The organism is Arthrospira sp. PCC 8006 (assembly GCF_046480465.1).
Taxonomy (GTDB): Bacteria; Cyanobacteriota; Cyanobacteriia; order Cyanobacteriales; family Microcoleaceae; genus Limnospira; species Limnospira platensis.
This window is the reverse complement of the sequence record NZ_PKGG01000112.1, coordinates 1-16,640: the sequence shown is the minus strand read 5'-3', so window position 1 is coordinate 16,640 and position 16,640 is coordinate 1. Positions and strand designations below refer to the sequence as shown.

16 protein-coding genes are annotated in these 16,640 nt (G+C 44.1%); 8 read left to right on the top strand and 8 right to left on the bottom strand.

Translation table 11 applies throughout. From position 1 onward, the window contains the following. Together B9T16_RS16270 and B9T16_RS16265 are read left to right on the top strand one after the other, a co-directional pair. On the top strand, positions 1-146 hold a 146-nt coding region (locus B9T16_RS16270; RefSeq protein ID WP_410245257.1), incomplete at its 5' end, for an HNH endonuclease. Between the two features lie 309 nt (positions 147-455). After that, the gene (locus B9T16_RS16265) at positions 456-1,472 is read left to right on the top strand and encodes an adenosine kinase (RefSeq protein WP_410245256.1); all 1,017 of its coding nucleotides are present in this window, start codon (positions 456-458) and stop codon (positions 1,470-1,472) included. Between the two features lie 122 nt (positions 1,473-1,594). On the opposite strand, the gene B9T16_RS16260 is transcribed toward B9T16_RS16265, so the two are convergent. Then, a complete protein-coding gene (locus B9T16_RS16260; RefSeq protein ID WP_006618007.1) occupies positions 1,595-2,200 on the bottom strand; it encodes a 50S ribosomal protein L25/general stress protein Ctc in 606 nt (201 codons plus the stop codon). A gap of 117 nt (positions 2,201-2,317) precedes the next feature. Continuing rightward, positions 2,318-3,658, bottom strand: a complete 1,341-nt coding sequence (locus B9T16_RS16255) for an adenylosuccinate synthase (RefSeq protein ID WP_006618008.1) — start codon at positions 3,656-3,658, stop codon at positions 2,318-2,320. 572 nt (positions 3,659-4,230) lie between these two features. Between B9T16_RS16255 and B9T16_RS16250 the strand changes: the two genes are divergently transcribed. Beyond that, positions 4,231-4,707 (top strand): hypothetical protein, encoded by a 477-nt coding sequence (locus B9T16_RS16250; protein ID WP_286167380.1) that lies wholly within the window; start codon positions 4,231-4,233, stop codon positions 4,705-4,707. 81 nt (positions 4,708-4,788) lie between these two features. On the opposite strand, the gene B9T16_RS16245 is transcribed toward B9T16_RS16250, so the two are convergent. Beyond that, positions 4,789-5,373 (bottom strand): DUF3611 family protein, encoded by a 585-nt coding sequence (locus B9T16_RS16245; protein ID WP_006618010.1) that lies wholly within the window; start codon positions 5,371-5,373, stop codon positions 4,789-4,791. Between the two features lie 168 nt (positions 5,374-5,541). On the opposite strand from B9T16_RS16245, the gene B9T16_RS16240 reads away from it, so the two are divergent. Beyond that, entirely contained in the window at positions 5,542-6,597 is a 1,056-nt protein-coding gene (locus tag B9T16_RS16240; protein WP_410245255.1) for an acyl-CoA dehydrogenase family protein, read from the top strand. Between the two features lie 7 nt (positions 6,598-6,604). Here the strand turns inward: B9T16_RS16240 and polA are convergent, their stop codons facing one another. After that, positions 6,605-9,484, bottom strand: a complete 2,880-nt coding sequence (gene polA, locus B9T16_RS16235; protein ID WP_410245254.1) for a DNA polymerase I — start codon at positions 9,482-9,484, stop codon at positions 6,605-6,607. Between the two features lie 146 nt (positions 9,485-9,630). Here polA and B9T16_RS16230 point away from each other — a divergent pair, with 146 nt between their 5' ends. Next, positions 9,631-10,407 (top strand): DUF1350 family protein, encoded by a 777-nt coding sequence (locus B9T16_RS16230; RefSeq protein ID WP_006616796.1) that lies wholly within the window; start codon positions 9,631-9,633, stop codon positions 10,405-10,407. On the opposite strand, the gene B9T16_RS16225 is transcribed toward B9T16_RS16230, so the two are convergent. Further along, the gene (locus B9T16_RS16225; RefSeq protein ID WP_006616797.1) at positions 10,394-10,933 is read right to left on the bottom strand and encodes an ATP-binding protein; all 540 of its coding nucleotides are present in this window, start codon (positions 10,931-10,933) and stop codon (positions 10,394-10,396) included. The genes B9T16_RS16230 and B9T16_RS16225 overlap by 14 nt on opposite strands. An 83-nt stretch (positions 10,934-11,016) precedes the next feature. Between B9T16_RS16225 and B9T16_RS16220 the strand changes: the two genes are divergently transcribed. Then, positions 11,017-12,153 carry a PP2C family protein-serine/threonine phosphatase gene (locus tag B9T16_RS16220; protein ID WP_006616798.1) on the top strand — a complete coding sequence of 379 codons (1,137 nt, stop codon included), beginning with the start codon at positions 11,017-11,019 and terminating at the stop codon, positions 12,151-12,153. Between the two features lie 177 nt (positions 12,154-12,330). Here the strand turns inward: B9T16_RS16220 and B9T16_RS16215 are convergent, their stop codons facing one another. The 3 genes from B9T16_RS16215 to dps form a co-directional block, all read right to left on the bottom strand. Beyond that, complete coding sequence (locus B9T16_RS16215; protein ID WP_006616799.1) at positions 12,331-12,681, bottom strand: STAS domain-containing protein; 351 nt, start codon at positions 12,679-12,681, stop codon at positions 12,331-12,333. 167 nt (positions 12,682-12,848) lie between these two features. After that, positions 12,849-13,520 carry a helix-turn-helix domain-containing protein gene (locus tag B9T16_RS16210; RefSeq protein WP_014277526.1) on the bottom strand — a complete coding sequence of 224 codons (672 nt, stop codon included), beginning with the start codon at positions 13,518-13,520 and terminating at the stop codon, positions 12,849-12,851. A gap of 53 nt (positions 13,521-13,573) precedes the next feature. Then, entirely contained in the window at positions 13,574-14,104 is a 531-nt protein-coding gene (dps, locus tag B9T16_RS16205) for a DNA starvation/stationary phase protection protein Dps (RefSeq protein ID WP_006616801.1), read from the bottom strand. A 758-nt stretch (positions 14,105-14,862) separates the two neighbouring features. Between dps and B9T16_RS16200 the strand changes: the two genes are divergently transcribed. Next, a complete protein-coding gene (locus B9T16_RS16200) occupies positions 14,863-16,059 on the top strand; it encodes a 30S ribosomal protein S1 (RefSeq protein WP_014277527.1) in 1,197 nt (398 codons plus the stop codon). Positions 16,060-16,168: 109 nt separating this feature from the next. Beyond that, positions 16,169-16,640 (top strand): HAD family hydrolase (locus B9T16_RS16195; RefSeq protein ID WP_410245253.1); only part of this gene is annotated, 472 nt, incomplete at its 3' end.

Here is a 16,640-nt window from a genome sequence, read left to right as displayed (position 1 = left end):
TTACCCCGTCAGACTTAATTGAAGTAGACCATATTGTACCCAGAAGCCAAGGCGGAAAGGATGAATACAAGAATCTCCAATTATTACATCGCCATTGCCACGATGATAAAACAGCTCTTGATGAAGAGATGATGCTGTACTCTTAACAAGGAGACGGTCAAACTAGGAGCCGTATGAGGTGAAAGTCTCAAGTACGGTTCTGAATGGGAGGGGATGGAGGTGACTCCATTCTCGACCCCTAATCGGTGCGATGGAAAAGTTAAGGTTAAGGCTATGAGCGAAATTTTTACAGGCAGTCTTATTGAACCCGTGTTACTCGTGTTAGGTTCGGTGGGGTTTTTCTTTTTTGCCATTCAAGCCTATCGCCAACTGGAAAAATGACTCCTGCGTTGAGAACGGCAGGGTAAAATCCCTTCCTCAATCTCCTAAACTTTGATCAATAGTAAAGCAATACAATGGTTATAAATGCACAGGACGGAAAATCTTTAGATGTGTTTGGGGTAGGAAATGCCCTATTAGATATTCTGGCCTTTGTCGAAGATGATTTTCTCAAAACTCACCAACTAGGTCGCGGCGGTATGACTCTGATGGATGCTCACCAACAGGGTACTTTATTGCAAGAGCTGGAAAATAGCCCACTGAAATTAAGCTGTGGCGGTTCGGCTGCTAATACCATGATGGCGATCGCTCAAAGTGGTGGAACCGGTTATTTTGCCGCTAAAGTCGGTTCCGACACCAACGGCGAGTTTTACAGACAAGACATGACCGCCGCCGGAATTGAGTTTGGCGTTAAATCAGCCACAGAAGAACAGGGACCCACAGGAACCTGTTTAGTCCTCACCACCCCAGACGCAGAACGCACCTTATGCACTAATTTAGGCGTATCTATTGCTCTGTCTCAAGCTGATATCGATTGGGAACAATTGCGCCGCAGCCAATATGTTTATATTGAAGGCTATCTCTGGGATGCTCCTGAACCCCGCCAAGCCTGTTTAGATATCCTCCAACAAGCTAAGAGTCATAATGTTAAGGTCGCTCTCACCTTCTCTGACCTCTTCCTAGTCGAACGACACGGCGACGAACTGCGACAATTATCAGCAGAATATGCTGATGTGATTTTCTGTAATGCAGATGAAGTCAAGAGGTTTTGTCAAGAAACAGACCTAGAAGCCTGTGCGCGTCAAATGTCTTCCTTAGCGGATCTAATTTTTATTACTAATGGCGGTCAAGGCTGTTTAGTTGTCCAAAATAAAACCATTACCCCGGTTTCTGGTTTTCCGGTTAAGCCTATTGATACTGTAGGCGCGGGGGATGCTTTCGCCGGCGGTGTTCTCTACGGAATCACTAACGGATTAACTACTGAGGAAGCAGCTCTCTGGGGGAATTATCTAGGTTCTCAAATTGTACAAGTCCGGGGTCCTCGTTTATCAGAATCCTATAGGTCACAGCTAGAAAAAATCATCGGGCGCTAATTGGAACATCGATAATCGATAATTATCCTATAGGGGCGGGTTCCTACTGTCTCCCTAGCCCCGGACTACAGATAGATTAATATCTTGTCTGTACCCAGTATAAACCCCCCCCCTAATTCTGATTAAATTGTAACTTCCTCAGTTTCTCCTTCCCCGTTTTCAGCTTGTCCGCCACCACGATACAGAATTGAAGCCACTACTTGATCAGCCTCTGCAATAACTTCTACACCCTCTGGGAGTTTGAGTTCATGAATATGCAGTGCATCACCAACTTCTAGTGCAGAAACTTCTACGTCAATAGCTTCGGGAATATTCCCCGGCTTGCAGTTAACTTGCACTTCAGTGATTACTAGATCGAGCATTCCCCCACTATTTTTAACTCCCATGGGTTCGCCAATAAAGTTTAGGGGAATAGTGACTTCCACACTTTCGAGAGTTCCTATGGAGAAAAAACTCAGGTGATAAGGAAAGCCTTTCCATGGGTGAGTTTGTACTTCCCGCAACAAAGCCTTACCAGCCCAGGATAAATCGGGAATATTCAGTTGAATCAAGGTATGATTCACGGCTCCCTTTTTCATGAGATTTTCAGCGGTTTTGGCATCAATGGTCAGTTCTTCAGATTCAGCCCCTTTATGACCATAAAGAACGGCGGGAATTAGACCCTCACGGCGTAAAGCTCTAGGCTTAGAACCTGACGGGCGCTTCTGACATTTTACAGTAATTTCCATGATAATTTCCTACTAACTAAAGTGTGATGAATTTTGCGACATTTTAACTCAAAAATACTGAGCGTTGGTCGGTGAGCGCAGTCGAACCGCCACTCCCGTAAAATTTGAGTAATCAGGTTAAGATTGATGCTCTACGGGTTGACCTTTGGCATCTAATAAAGCTCTTTTCGGTCCGTGAATGGGGTCTTCGACAATAATGGTTTGATCGCGACTAGCTCCCAGAGAAACAATGGCGATCGGAACCTCCATTAATTCTGCTAAGAACTTGAGATAATCAAGAGCTTGTTGAGGCAAGTCTTGTAAATCGCGACATTCAGCCGTAGATTTTTTCCATCCTGGTAAGGTTTCATAAATTGGCTGACAGCGAGCAAACTTGCGACCATCACTAGGGAAATCTTCGCAGCGTTCACCATCAAGATTATAGGCGACGCAAACTTTGATCTCGTCTAATTCATCCAAAACATCAAGTTTGGTAATAGCCAGACAGTCTAAGCCATTAATACGCACCGCATAGCGACCAATCACCCCATCAAACCAACCACACCGCCGTTGTCGTCCGGTGGTGGTTCCAAATTCCGCGCCGCGATCGCATAATACCTGACCAATGCCATCAACCATTTCTGTGGGAAAAGGTCCCTCTCCCACCCTGGTAGTATAGGCTTTGGCCACACCAATCACCCGATCAATCATGGTTGGTCCCACACCAGCACCCACACAAGCGCCACCCGCCACCGGATTAGATGAGGTGACATAGGGATAAGTGCCATGATCTAGGTCTAGTAGGGTTCCCTGGGCTCCTTCAAATAAAATATTGTGCCGTTTCCGCACGGCATTATCAATTTTCAAGGAGGCATCAACCACATGGGGACGCAGGCGTTCTGCATATCCCAGATATTCTGTGATCACTGCTTCCGGGTCTACCGGGGGCAGATCATAGAGTTTTTCGAGGAGGACGTTTTTATATTTAATTGTCCATTCGAGTTGCGATCGCAGACTTTCCGAGTCCATCAAATCAATGACTCGAATCCCCGTCCTTTCTGACTTATCAGCATAGGTCGGACCAATACCTCGCCCCGTCGTCCCAATTTTACGAGTTCCTCGGCGTTCCTCCGATGCCTGATCAATCAAACGGTGATAAGGCATCGTCACATGAGCCGTTTGAGCAATCATCAGTTTGGCGGTAGAAATGCCAAGTTCTTGTAGTTGGTCCAGTTCTCCAATCAATATTTTGGGATCAATCACCGTCCCCGAACCGATAATGCACTCGGTATCAGGATACAAAATTCCCGATGGAATCAGATGCAGTTTAAAGGTCTGGCCGTTGACTACAACGGTATGACCCGCATTCACTCCTCCTTGGTAGCGAACCACAACATCAGCCGATTTGCTGAGGAGATCGGTAACTTTTCCTTTTCCTTCGTCGCCCCACTGGGCACCTATTACGATTACGTTAGCCAAGGGACTCTTACGCCAAGCTACGGTTTACACAAACTCCTATTATCTAATGTCCATTGGTGTCATGTCAAATACTTCGCTGGGCAAATCTCCGCTAATCACCTTAGAACCTGCTTATCCTCGGCTTAACCAGAAATATCACCACCCTAATTCCGACCAGGGACACAATGTAAAGTTTTGTAAAAAAATGAGTTTTTGTAAAATAAGCTACAGAAATTGTTGTATCTTAGTAAAAGAGGAGTATAAGTAATCAGCCCAAACTCTCTTTTTCCCATCAAATACCCCATTAGGGATTTTGATCAATTTAAAAAAAACCCTTTAAAGTTCGTCTGCTTCTCTTTTATTAATTAGACTGATTGCTTTTGACTTGTTATCAATCAACTTCTCAATAAACTCCGTAATTGTTGCCAGTTAGCCACCTTGACTAATCATCAACAGTTGGGGATAGTTTTGGCTGCCTAAAAATCAGCCAATTCGGTTTATTTAAAATTATCAATCAGGATGGCATTACCATGATTAATAATCTGAATGAAGTAAATATAAACTTATTAAAAAAAGTCGAGAAACTTACTGGCATGAGCCAATTTGAAGCAGAAGTTGCCATCGATAGAATCACTAAATCAACCCCATCTGGGTTCATAAAAATCAAAAACCTTGAACGAGAAGGCAAAACTACCCCCGACATTCAACTGGTTAATAATTTTGTGAACCGTATGCCTCCCTACCAAGGCACTATTTACCGTGGCATCCCTTTTAGTAAATTAGAAAAGCTGCAATCTTTTCTAACACTGATTCAACGAAATGGTGGATATACTATTGACTCGATGACCAGCTTTACCTCCGACGAGTTAGTAGCGGAAGATTATGCTTATTCTGCCTATCCAGTAATCATCAGGATTAAAAATAACATTTCTGGCATATCAATTCAAGAGTTTTTAATTTACAGCGAAAATGAAATCATAATTCCCAAAGGAACGAAATATCGTGTAACTCATTTACCGAAAGTAATTGAACCAGAAGAAATTTTATATATTGACATGGAAGAAATTTAAAATCATGCTCTAGGGGTGGTTTCTGGTAAGTGTTCCCCCACCCGTAGAGACTAAGGAAGCGCCCGATCATATCACCCGCCCTTATTGCTTATAAATCTGATCAATTAACCAAATTGAGGCAACAATACCGACAAAGTGGGCTAGAATGGTGTGATTGCTGGCGAGAACAACAATCAGATCTAGGGGTTGGATAAAGTCGCGAACAGTACCGGTTCCGAATACTAACTGGGAAGTAGGTTGAGACAGGGCTTTAGCAAATAATACCCCACCGATCGCCTCTGCCGCAATCAGGGTGAGAGTCATTCCCACCAAATTACTAATTAGGGTAATGCGAATTTGCTTAATAGTGTCAGCGCGGGAAGGTCGCTGCGGTCCACCCTCTCGTAAGCGTTTAGATAGGCGAGTATAAGCATAGGCTTGATAGGTACTGAACCCCAAGACGAACAACCCCGCGACGGCAAAAAAGAAACCGCCGCTAGTCCCGGCGGCTGTACTTCCGCCGCCTCCGGTAGTTTGGGCGGCTACGGCCGCAAACAATAGGATAATGCCAGAAATTACAGCTAGGACAAGCTGCGCCCAAAAACAGATCCATCCAGCCCTACGGAGAGCAACAGCAACTCGCTGGACGGACGCAGGTAAAGCTGGGGGTTCAGATGGATTAGACATTGTTTGAGGCTATATTTTGACTTGGCCAATAGTAGATCATCAGTTCCGCGTCTGTTTTCCTATTATCCAGGATACTGTTTTTGGGTCAATCGTCAATCTAGGAAATTAGGCGATCGCCTTCCCGGGAAACGATGTCACAATGAAGTTCGATCAAGAGCTATATTAACCGTGTCAGACCTGCTGGAAACCACCAACACCTATTTACAAACGGCCGTCGCCCCTGTGGCGGCTGAAATAGATCGCCTACCAGAAGCATTAAAGCAGGCTTGGCGGGGGTTAGGGAAACTAGGAGTTCTCACTTTACGGGTCCCACCCGCCCCAGTCACAGCAGAAACCTTCGCCCTATTCACCGAACAAATAGCGCGCTATTCTGGGGCTTTGGCATTTTTGCAGACCCAACATCAAAGCGCGGCGGGGATGCTATCCCTAAGTGATAATTCTACCCTCCGAGAGCAATATTTACCTGAGATGAAATACGGAACCGTTGGGGTAGGAATTGGTTTTTCTCACTTGAGACGTTCTGGAAAGCCAATGGTGACAGCATTAGAGGTTGAGGGAGGGTTTAAACTTAACGGAACAGTTCCCTGGGTGACAGGATCTGGCATTTTTGATCAGTTTATCCTAGCGGCGAGTTTACCAGATGGGCGGGCGGTGTTTGGGATGGTTCCTTTTCGGGATACTCAGGAAATTCTGGGAGAAATTAGCGTGGGTGTAAATAAGTCTCTTTGTGCTATGACTGCGACTAATACGGTGACAGTGACGCTGACCGATTGGTTTTTATCTTCTGACCGGGTGGTGTCTATACAGCCTGTGGGGTGGATACACGAGAATGATCTAAAGAAGGTATTACAGCCCAGTTTTTTCGCCCTGGGCTGCGCTAGGGCGGGTTTAGATATTGTTGAGAGGGTTTTTGAGCAAAAACAATGTGCTTTTATTGAGTCAGCGCTGGAGTCGCTAACAGAAGAGTTGGGAGGCTGTCGGGGGGAAATATTGGCAGCAATTACCGACGGCAATTATAGCTTTTCTGACCAGGTAAGGTTACGAGGGAGGGCGATCGCTTTAGCGGTAAAATGCGCCCATGCTGCGGTGACAGTATCCAGTGGCGCGGCTAATTTAAGTGATCATCCAGCAGAGCGGGTTTATCGGGAAGCCCTATTATTTACCGTTTCCGGTCAAACTCAAGCACTAATGCAAGCTACATTAGAGAATTTCGATAATTGTTAATTATCCATTATTTGGCTTCCATCCAATTAGTCCCGGCGTGAATATCTACCACCAACGGAACTGATAAAAATAGACAATTTTCCATGGTGGATTTAATCTGATATTCGAGTTCCTCCCATTCTGATAAGGGAACTTCAAAGACCAGTTCATCGTGAACTTGTAATAATAGTCTGGCTTGGTAATTTTTGAGAATTTCAGCCAGTTTAATCATCGCTATTTTAATAATATCAGCACTTGAACCCTGAATAGGTGCATTAGCGGCGGCGCGCAACATTTGTTCATCTTGGTAGTTAAGGCGATCGCGATCGCGTCCTTTTAAACCTTCAAAATAGCGCCGCCTCCCTAAAATAGTTTCCACATAACCCTGATTAATAGCCGCCAACTTTTGGGATTCCAAATACTCAAAAACCCCCGGATATTGAGAGTTAAACCTATCAATAAACTGTTTCCCCGCCGTCGCACTGACCCCCACTTCCCGCCCAAATCTTTGAGCCCCCATACCATAAATAACCCCAAAATTAATAATCTTTCCTAAGCGCCTTTCTTCGGGTGTAATTTCATCCCTATCAAACAGCAACTTAGCCGTCAAACTATGCACATCTTGATTAGTATTATAAGCCTCTATTAATACCTTTTCCTGGCTTAAATGTGCTAAAATACGCAACTCAATTTGAGAATAATCCGCCGACACCAACAGCCAGCCAGACTCAGGAATAAATGCTTTTCTAATTTGGCGAGAAAACTCGGTGCGGATAGGTATATTCTGTAAATTTGGGTGAGAAGAAGACAGACGACCCGTGGAGGTAATCGCTTGATTAAAGTCTGTATGAATGCGACCCGTATCACTTCGCACCAACTCGGGTAAAGCATCCACATAGGTAGATTTTAATTTCGATAAAGTCCGATATTCCAGGATAGAGTTAATCACTGGATGGTCATGTTTTAACTTTTCTAAAACTGTCGCATCTGTAGAATATCCGGTTTTAGTCTTCCGGCTTTTTTTCCGGTCTAATTGTAACCTATCAAATAACAACTCACTCAATTGTTTGGGCGACCCTAAGTTAAACACTTCTCCAGCGGCTTGATGAGATGTTTTTTCCAGATTGTCCAAGGTTTCGCCTAACTGCTTTGATAGTTGATTAAGGTAGTCTGTATCAATCCTAATACCCTGAAACTCCATCCCGGCTAAAATCGGTTCTAGGGGTTGTTCTACCTGTCTCAATAAATCATTTAATCGCGGTAAATCTTTGAGAATATCCTGCATTTTTTGGGTGATTTGAAAGGTGGTAAAAACATCTAAGCCGCAGTAATTGGCGACGGTGTTAATATCTAAATCCGCAATAGTTTTGCCTTTGGGGACTAACTGACTATAACTCTGGGCGACTATTCCTAAATCCGGTAAATATCTTAATGATAAATCTGTTAAATTGTGGGATGATTCAGGATTGATTATATAGCTGGCTAACATGGTGTCAAAAACTACCCCTTTTAAGGTGATTCCTTGACTCCGTAAAATCAGGCGATCGAATTTGGCATTCTGCAAGGTTTTCGGATATTCTTCGGACTCTAAAATGGGGCGCAAAGCCTCCAAAACTTGCTCTATATTTAACATTTCACCCTGGGTATGATTTAGGGGAATATAAGCCAGGTCGGATAATTCCGAACCCCAACAACAGCCAATTCCTACTAAGTTCGCATCCCTAGGTTCTAAGGATGTAGTTTCTGTATCCCAGGCGACTGGTTTCTCTGGGTTAATATGGGTTTTTAGGCGATTAACTAATAGTGCTAAGGCTTCGGGAGTTTGGATGATTTGAGGATGAATAGAAGGGGCGATCGCTTTAGTTTCTAAGGTAGTATCCTCAGCACTAAAAAACCATACATCCTCATCCTCATTATTGTCATTATTCTCCGAACTCTCCAACTCTGTGGGGGGACTTGATGCCGAAATACTTGAGTTAATCTCCACATCAACTAATCCCTTAAATTGTGATTGAAGCTGATTAATTTTATTAATAAATCCGTGAAACTCTAACTGCTTGAGTAAAGGGATAAGTTCCTGGCTATCAAAACCCTGAAGTTGGCAATCTTCCCAATTAATATCTAGGGGGACATCACAGATAATCCTCGCCATTGTTTGGGAATGATAAGCCAATTCTTGACCCTGTTTAAGTTTATTGGCGATCGCCCCTTTGATTTGATTAACTGATTCATAAATACTATCTAAAGAACCATATTCCGCCAATAATTTAACCGCCGTTTTTTCGCCAATACCTCGGACACCCGGAATACAATCAGACTTATCCCCACACAATGCTTTATAATCAACTACCTGTTCTGGTTTAATACTTAATTTTTCATAAACCTGGGCGGCGGCAAATTCCTGGGGACTGCTACCCTTTCCATGGCTTAAATGTAAAACAGTAATCTGTTTTTGCTCATCAATTAGTTGAAATAAATCTTGATCACCAGATAAAATTTTCACCTGATATCCGGCGGCGCTTCCCCGATTTGCCAAAGTTCCCAAAACATCATCAGCCTCGTAGCCAGCCACCGAAAAAATCGGGATACGGAACCCTTCTAATAATTCTTGGAGGTTATTGATATCCTCAATAAAATCTGCCGGAGTTTCCGCGCGATCCGCCTTATAGTTAGCATCAGCTTCATGGCGAAAAGTGGGTTCAGCCCGGTCAAAAGCGATCGCCACTAATTCCGGTTTATAGGTATCGATAACCTCCAATAAAGATTTAATAAAGCCAAAACAGACACTGGTAGGAATTCCTGTAGAAGTTCGCAGTCCCCCATTACGACTTTTCCCGAAAGCATAGTAAGCACGAAAAGCCAAGGAATGGCCGTCAATGAGGATTAAAACCGGAGAGTTATAAGACACGGGCAAGCCTTTGTGTAATAATATTTTGGTAGATATTTATAATACCAGGGGCGGGTTAATCAAAAAAAACACGGGTCAATCCGAAATCGCCATTAACCAGACCCCCACATTTGATTATAATTGACAGCGGTAGGCAAAGGTAACTCATGGACTGGCTGGAATTTTCCGATAATTGGGTGTTAATTCCCCCAAAACCAAAAGCGATCGTACATTTTCTGGGTGGGGCGTTTGTAGCATCAGCCCCCCATATAACCTATCGTTGGTTATTAGAACAACTAGCGTTACAGGGATATGCCATCATCGCTACACCATTCATTAATACCCTTGATCATGGAAATATGGCGCGTGAGGTATTATGGACCTTTGAGGATGGCTTAGAAGACCTATTTGCAGCCCAGAAACTGCGACGGCGGGGGTTGCCAATTTATGGCATTGGTCATAGTATGGGGTGCAAGCTGCATCTACTTATCGGGTCCCTGTTTGAAGTCGAAAGGGCGGGAAATATTTTGCTCTCTTTTAATAACTATGCCGCCCGCCAGTCAATTCCTTTGGTAGAACAGTTATCATCGGTGATTGATGTGGAATTTACCCCGACCCCACAGCAGACCAATTCCCTAGTTGGCGATCGCTATCAAGTCCGGCGCAACCTGTTGATTCAATTCAGTAACGATAAGATCGACCAAAGCACCGGACTCTATCAAATTCTCAATGGCAGATTTCCCGGACTGGTGACACTCCAGCAGTTGCGAGGTGATCATCAGACCCCCCTAGCCCAGGATCTCAGTTGGCCACGAGGAGAATCATTTAGCCCCCTAGATGCGATCGGACAATGGCTTAAACACGAAGTCTATAAAGACCTATACCAGCTTAGACGGGAAGTCCTACAATGGCTTAACCCTCTCAGTCCAGTCAAAAATATTTGATGATCGCTAAACAGTTTCTGTGAGGATCAGACCGCCGATAATGAAACTCGTCCGCAATATCTCGCATTAGCATCAACCCCCGTCCTCCCGGTGAACCGTGATGGGTTTTTGATGACATCTCTAGCAGTTTGGTCTCTAAATCAAAGGGTTGACCGCGATCAAAAATGCAGATTTTAATACTATTGTTAGACAGACTGACCTCGATCTCAATGGGAACATCTGCCGCCAGTCCCTTGTGTGCGTGTCGCACAGCATTGGTAAATCCTTCTGCTAATGCCAGTTGACAGCGCAGCCAGACTGACTTAGGAATTGATGGCGGCTGTAATTTGCCAAACCATGCTAAAACATCTGCCAACATATCCAAACTGGTTGCCGTTTCCAGGCAGAATGTAGAAGGCATAGGTTGGGAACCTTCAGATTTAATCACTTTTCGATAGGTGCGATCGTCGAGCCATCTTGTAATTAGACTATACTCTATCTTGAATGTTCTGTATAGGATTAGTTCATTCTCATCTAATATAGCCATCCCCGGTGAGATGCTCTGGGTGATCCTAATGGTTAATGATCACTTGGCTTGACCGTCCCTCTAATTGTTTAAACTCAGCGCCCATGTTTAAAATTTTAGTGATTGATGATGATACCATAATTCGAGAACTGCTCAAAAGAACACTCAAAAAGCAGGGTTATGATGTGGTGGTAGCTAGTAATGGCGAGGAAGGCATAGAAAAGGCTAAAGAATTGCGTCCGGCTTTGATGATTTGTGATTGGATTATGCCTCGGCTGACCGGAATTGAAGTATGCCGACAAGTTAAGGCTATGCCGGAATTATCAACTACTCAGTTTTTTTTACTTACTTCTCTGACCGCTGTTGACGATCGCGTTAAGGGTTTAGATGCCGGGGCTGATGATTTTCTGTCTAAACCTATTGAGATGAATGAGTTATATGCTAGGGTGAGAGCCGGTCTGCGACTTCATCAACTTAGCCAAGATTTACAAACTCAAAAACAGTTATTGGAAACTGAGTTATCCGAAGCCGCCGAATATGTGCGATCGCTACTTCCTGAACCCCTAGAAGAACCTGTGCGTATTGAGGCGAAATTTATCCCCTCTCGTCAATTGGGCGGAGACTGTTTTGATTATTCTTGGCTGGATGCCGACCATTTATCTATCTATTTATTAGATACTTCTGGTCATGGACTTAGGGCGGCATTGCCCTCGGTTTCCGTGTTGAATTTATTGCGATCCCGTGCTATCCCTAATATTAACTATTATCAGCCTAGTGATGTATTGCGATCGCTTAATACTACCTTCCAAATGACCTATCAAAATGATAAATATTTCACCATTTGGTATGGCGTTTATAACCGCATTTCCCGACAATTAACTTACTCTAGCGCTGGGCATCCTCCCGCCATTCTACTATCTGGAAAAAACCCCAATAATCTACAATTTCAACAGTTAAAAACCCCCGGAATGCCTGTAGGTATGTTCCTAGAAGCTGCCTATATTGACGCTTCTTGTCACGTCGAAAAAAACAGCAACCTTTATATTTTTAGTGATGGAGTCTATGAAATTCATCAACCCGGTGGTAATATTTGGGGAATGGATGCCTTTATTAAACTTTTAATGAGAAACAATAACTTTAAAACCGGGAGTTTAAATAGCATCTTAGAATCCGTCCAAACCATCAACTTTGACCATCCCTTTGAAGATGATTTCTCCCTTATAAAAGTTAGTTTACCCTAAAAAATATGTGATTATTTGGCATGAAAAAATATCATATTTTGATGGTTATAAATTTTGATAAAAACCGTTGAGCCTGCATAATATCAACATCAATTACACAGACCCAAATATCTATCCCAAAACCAGTTTTTTATTTCCCAAAACCCCGATTAAAAACTCAGAGGATGATTGGCATAACTAGCCGAGGTAACTTTGTTTTTTCTCAAACTCCTGTCGATTTTCAAAAATTGGTTGAAACACTCGATCCATACTGGTTAGTTCAAACAGAATTCTAATCTGTTCATTAATCGAACAAATTACCAATTTACTATCTGCCGCTCGAACAGTTTTCAGGGCCAGTACCAGAGCCCCCAGACCAGAGCTATCCATAAATGTGACATCCTGAAAATCAATCAAGATGGTTTTAGCTCCCTTTTCAACTAACCTAGAAATATCCTGACGGAATTGGCTAGCTTTAGTAGCGTCTAAAATACCTTGGGGCTGTAGGATTTGAACATCAGAACTCATATTCTTTTGAGATTGAAGCATAAAAATGACTCGCCATATTCCGCTAGTATAGCCTGTGAATGCGCCCTCAAGCCAAATGGCTACCCAAACGACAATTATACAGAGAGGCTTACAGCCCAATTAAGGCTCTCAGAGACAGAATCTCAAATCTCCTATATCAGACACAACAGGTAACCCGGTTGATTTCCCTAGCTTTCCTGAGTCCTCAAATGATCATCGGTTGGGACTTTTACCTCGGCGCGACAGAGAAGACGATCGCCCTTTCGGTAACCAGCAGAGGTCACAGTTACCCTATCCCCCGGCTGTGCAGTTCCCTCGACTAACTGGTGTAGATGCGGATTGTAGGGAACCTCAGAGGCGATCGGTGCAATGATCTCCACTCCCCATTGTTGCACAAGTCGCTCCACTGGTTTCACCAGAGGCAATATATTTTTGGCGGGAATTTGGGGATTTTCCTGAACTTTTTGGGTAACTTTAGGCCACTGTAACAACCAAGATTCTAAAATATCTAAACTAGCTTGTTGAAATTCCCGACCCACAGACTCCCGCAATTGTTCCATCTCAGCCTGTAGCCGTTCATATTCCTGACGAAAAGCCGAATTAAACCCCTCAGAGGCTAAGCTACTGTCATCAGGGGCGAAAATTCTCAACAGTTCCATCAGAGAAATTCCCAGCCCCTCGGCAATTTTCATTAAAACATCCACCCGGGTCTGTAACACCAAACCCTGACATAACCGAAAGAACTGTCTCTCCTCGACCCCTGAATATCGGCTTAACTCTCGTACACTGGAAAACCCCGCCCGCCGCATCAGTCTTTGTAACTGCGGGGTATAGTCAGATGATGATGGCGACCCGTTCATAGCCAGACAACCTTGCTCCTAAATGTAGCCTAGCCCAGATGGTGCTTATCAGTCTAGTGGCTGCGTAATGGTTGATTACTGTCACCCTGTAGGTGTGCTTCCAGGAACCACAGGCGCATATCAGCAGTGCGGGAAATTTCTGTATATAGGTCTGCTGTGTCTGCATCACCCAGATTATCAGTTTTGTCGATCGCCTCTCGCAGGGACTTAGCATATACACCAAAGCGATCGGCTAAAGCCACAATATGATCCGTGCCATTATCAATATCTAGGGGATATTCTGGTAAAATCGATTCAGACGCTGCCCTACGAGCCGTTCCCATAGCATAACCTCCCAGGGCCGTAACTCGTTCAGCAATCATATCCACATATCCCTCTAATTCCCCTGCTAATTCATCAAACAACAGATGTAGAGAGTAGAAGTTCAGCCCCTTAACGTTCCAATGAGCCTGCTTAACCTGGGTTTTCAGGTCCAGAGTCGTTGCTAAACTTTGATTTAGGATCGTGATCACTTGAGATCGGGTGTCTTCGGGTAAATCTATACGGCTTGAGTACAACCTGGTTTTTGTTTGCGTGCTAGTCATAAATTATTAATTACTCCAAATTTTCTGATAGTGCGGTTATCTTTGAGAAATTCCGCCACTAAACTAATTATACCGCTTCTCGGCTTAATTAACTCCCTCTGAGGCTAGATTGTTTGGCTAAACTCTCCCAAAGTTTTGATGGGTGCGTACTTCTACCAGTCTCAGCCCATTGACAATCTCGGTAGTGAAAATGCTACGATAAAAATTTGCTACACTTTTGCTAAAGTATGGCATAATGAATAGGCTCTGAGTTAAACTAAAAATATTTTTAACGAATCCGAGCCAGCAGTCCGGCTCTGTTGCCCTTTGGTAAGAGTCAGGAGCAAAGCTAGGTCAGAGTCCTGGTCTTAACTTAAAGACTAAGGCGCAGACAAGCAGGCAACATGGATACATACTTAGAGATGGCAGTTGAGTAAAATCACTCAGCCAACTAAGAAAAAACTCAATAGGAGTCCCTAGTTATAGCGTCAGCTTAACGGGGTCTGATATTAAGAGTAAGGGCTACTAGGCATGAACCAAGGGTATTGATACCATTGTGTGACAACTGCTGAAAATTGCCCGTAATTAAATAGGGTGAGTAGTCAACCAGGTTATAACCAGAGGCCACCGATTGAGGTAAAATGCACCTAACTAGAGTCCAAATTAACAAATGATGGTCACTAGAATAGAGCATATCCACCCCCCTCGGAAACCCCAAACCGCTGCCCTCTGTTCAATGTAAACACAATTAAGGGGAGAAATTCTAGGAAACGACTCGCATGATCAATCAGACACTAACAAGTAGAGATGTGGGCTTTACCCACGAAGATTTTGCCGCCCTGTTGGATAAGTATGATTATCACTTCAGCCCCGGAGATGTGGTGCCGGGCACAGTTTTCAGTTTAGAACCCCGGGGCGCTCTGATTGATATTGGTGCTAAGACGGCAGCATACATTCCGCTACAGGAAATGTCGATCAACCGGGTGGAGAGCCCGGAAGAAGTATTGCAGTCCAATGAGACCAGGGAATTTTTTATTCTCACGGATGAAAATGAGGATGGACAACTTACATTGTCAATCCGCCGCATAGAATACATGAGGGCTTGGGAGCGAGTTCGCCAACTGCAAGCAGAAGATGCTACGGTTCGTTCTCAGGTTTTTGCCACTAACCGAGGTGGGGCTCTAGTCCGCATTGAGGGATTGCGTGGTTTTATTCCTGGTTCCCATATCAGCACCCGGAAACCTAAAGAAGAATTGGTAGCCGAAGAACTGCCACTGAAATTTTTAGAAGTTGATGAAGACCGCAACCGTTTGGTTCTCAGTCACCGTCGCGCTTTAGTTGAGCGTAAGATGAACCGCCTAGAAGTAGGTGAAGTGGTCATCGGTACGGTGCGAGGAATTAAACCTTACGGTGCATTCATTGATATCGGTGGTGTCAGCGGTTTGCTGCACATCTCAGAAATATCTCATGATCATATTGATACCCCCCACAGTGTCTTCAATGTTAATGACGAAGTTAAAGTCATGATTATTGATCTTGATGCTGATCGGGGTCGGATTTCACTGTCTACTAAGCAGTTAGAACCGGAACCGGGGGCGATGGTGAAAAATCCTGAGATGGTTTATGAGAAAGCTGAGGAAATGGCTGCGAAGTTCCGGGAAAAAATGCAGGCTGAACAGCAAGGCATCCCGGTAGTTGAAACAGCACCAGAGACAGCATCAGAGACAGCATCAGAGACAGCATCAGAGACGGCATCAGAGACAGCGGAAACAGAAGAGTCTACTGCTGAGATTCCATCTGCTACTGATGTGGATACGGAAGCCGAATTGTCTGTTCCGACTGAAGAGCAACCGATTTCAGAATCAGAATCAGAATCAGAATCAGAAGCGATCGCACAACCGGTAGCGGAAACTGAAGCTGTAGAAGATTCGGTAGAAGATTCGGTAGAAGAGATTCCCATAGCAACCGAATCCTAATTGTTGAATGCTGATGGAAAAAAGAGGGATAGCCCTCTTTTTTTTGATATTTGGTAGGGTAGGGGGTGGTTAGAAGCCTATGTTAGCAGAAAAATATGAGGTCTGAACCTTGCCCAGTATTCGAGTTAATAACATGACCTTCGATCGCATAGAGGCTATCATTTTCGATAAAGATGGGACTCTGGAAGACTCCCAGGAATTCTTACGGAAATTGGGACAGGTGCGATCGCGTTTAGTTGATGCCCAAATTCCGGGGATTGGCGAGCCTCTGCTGATGGCTTTTGGTATAGAAAACGATACCCTAGACCCCACAGGCTTAATGGCAACAGGAACACGGCAAGAAAATGAAATTGCCACGGCCGCTTATATCGCAGAAACCGGACGGGGATGGATCGAGTCGAAAAACATTGCTCAGAAAGCCTTTATAGAGGCGGAAAACAGCTTTAAAAACCATCCACCATCACCACTATTTGTAGGCAGCCTAGAGGTGCTTAAATCGCTATATGAGGGGGGTATTAAATTAGGGATTCTGTCGGCGGCTACGACGGAACAGGTGCAAGCATTTGTGACCCGCCATAAGT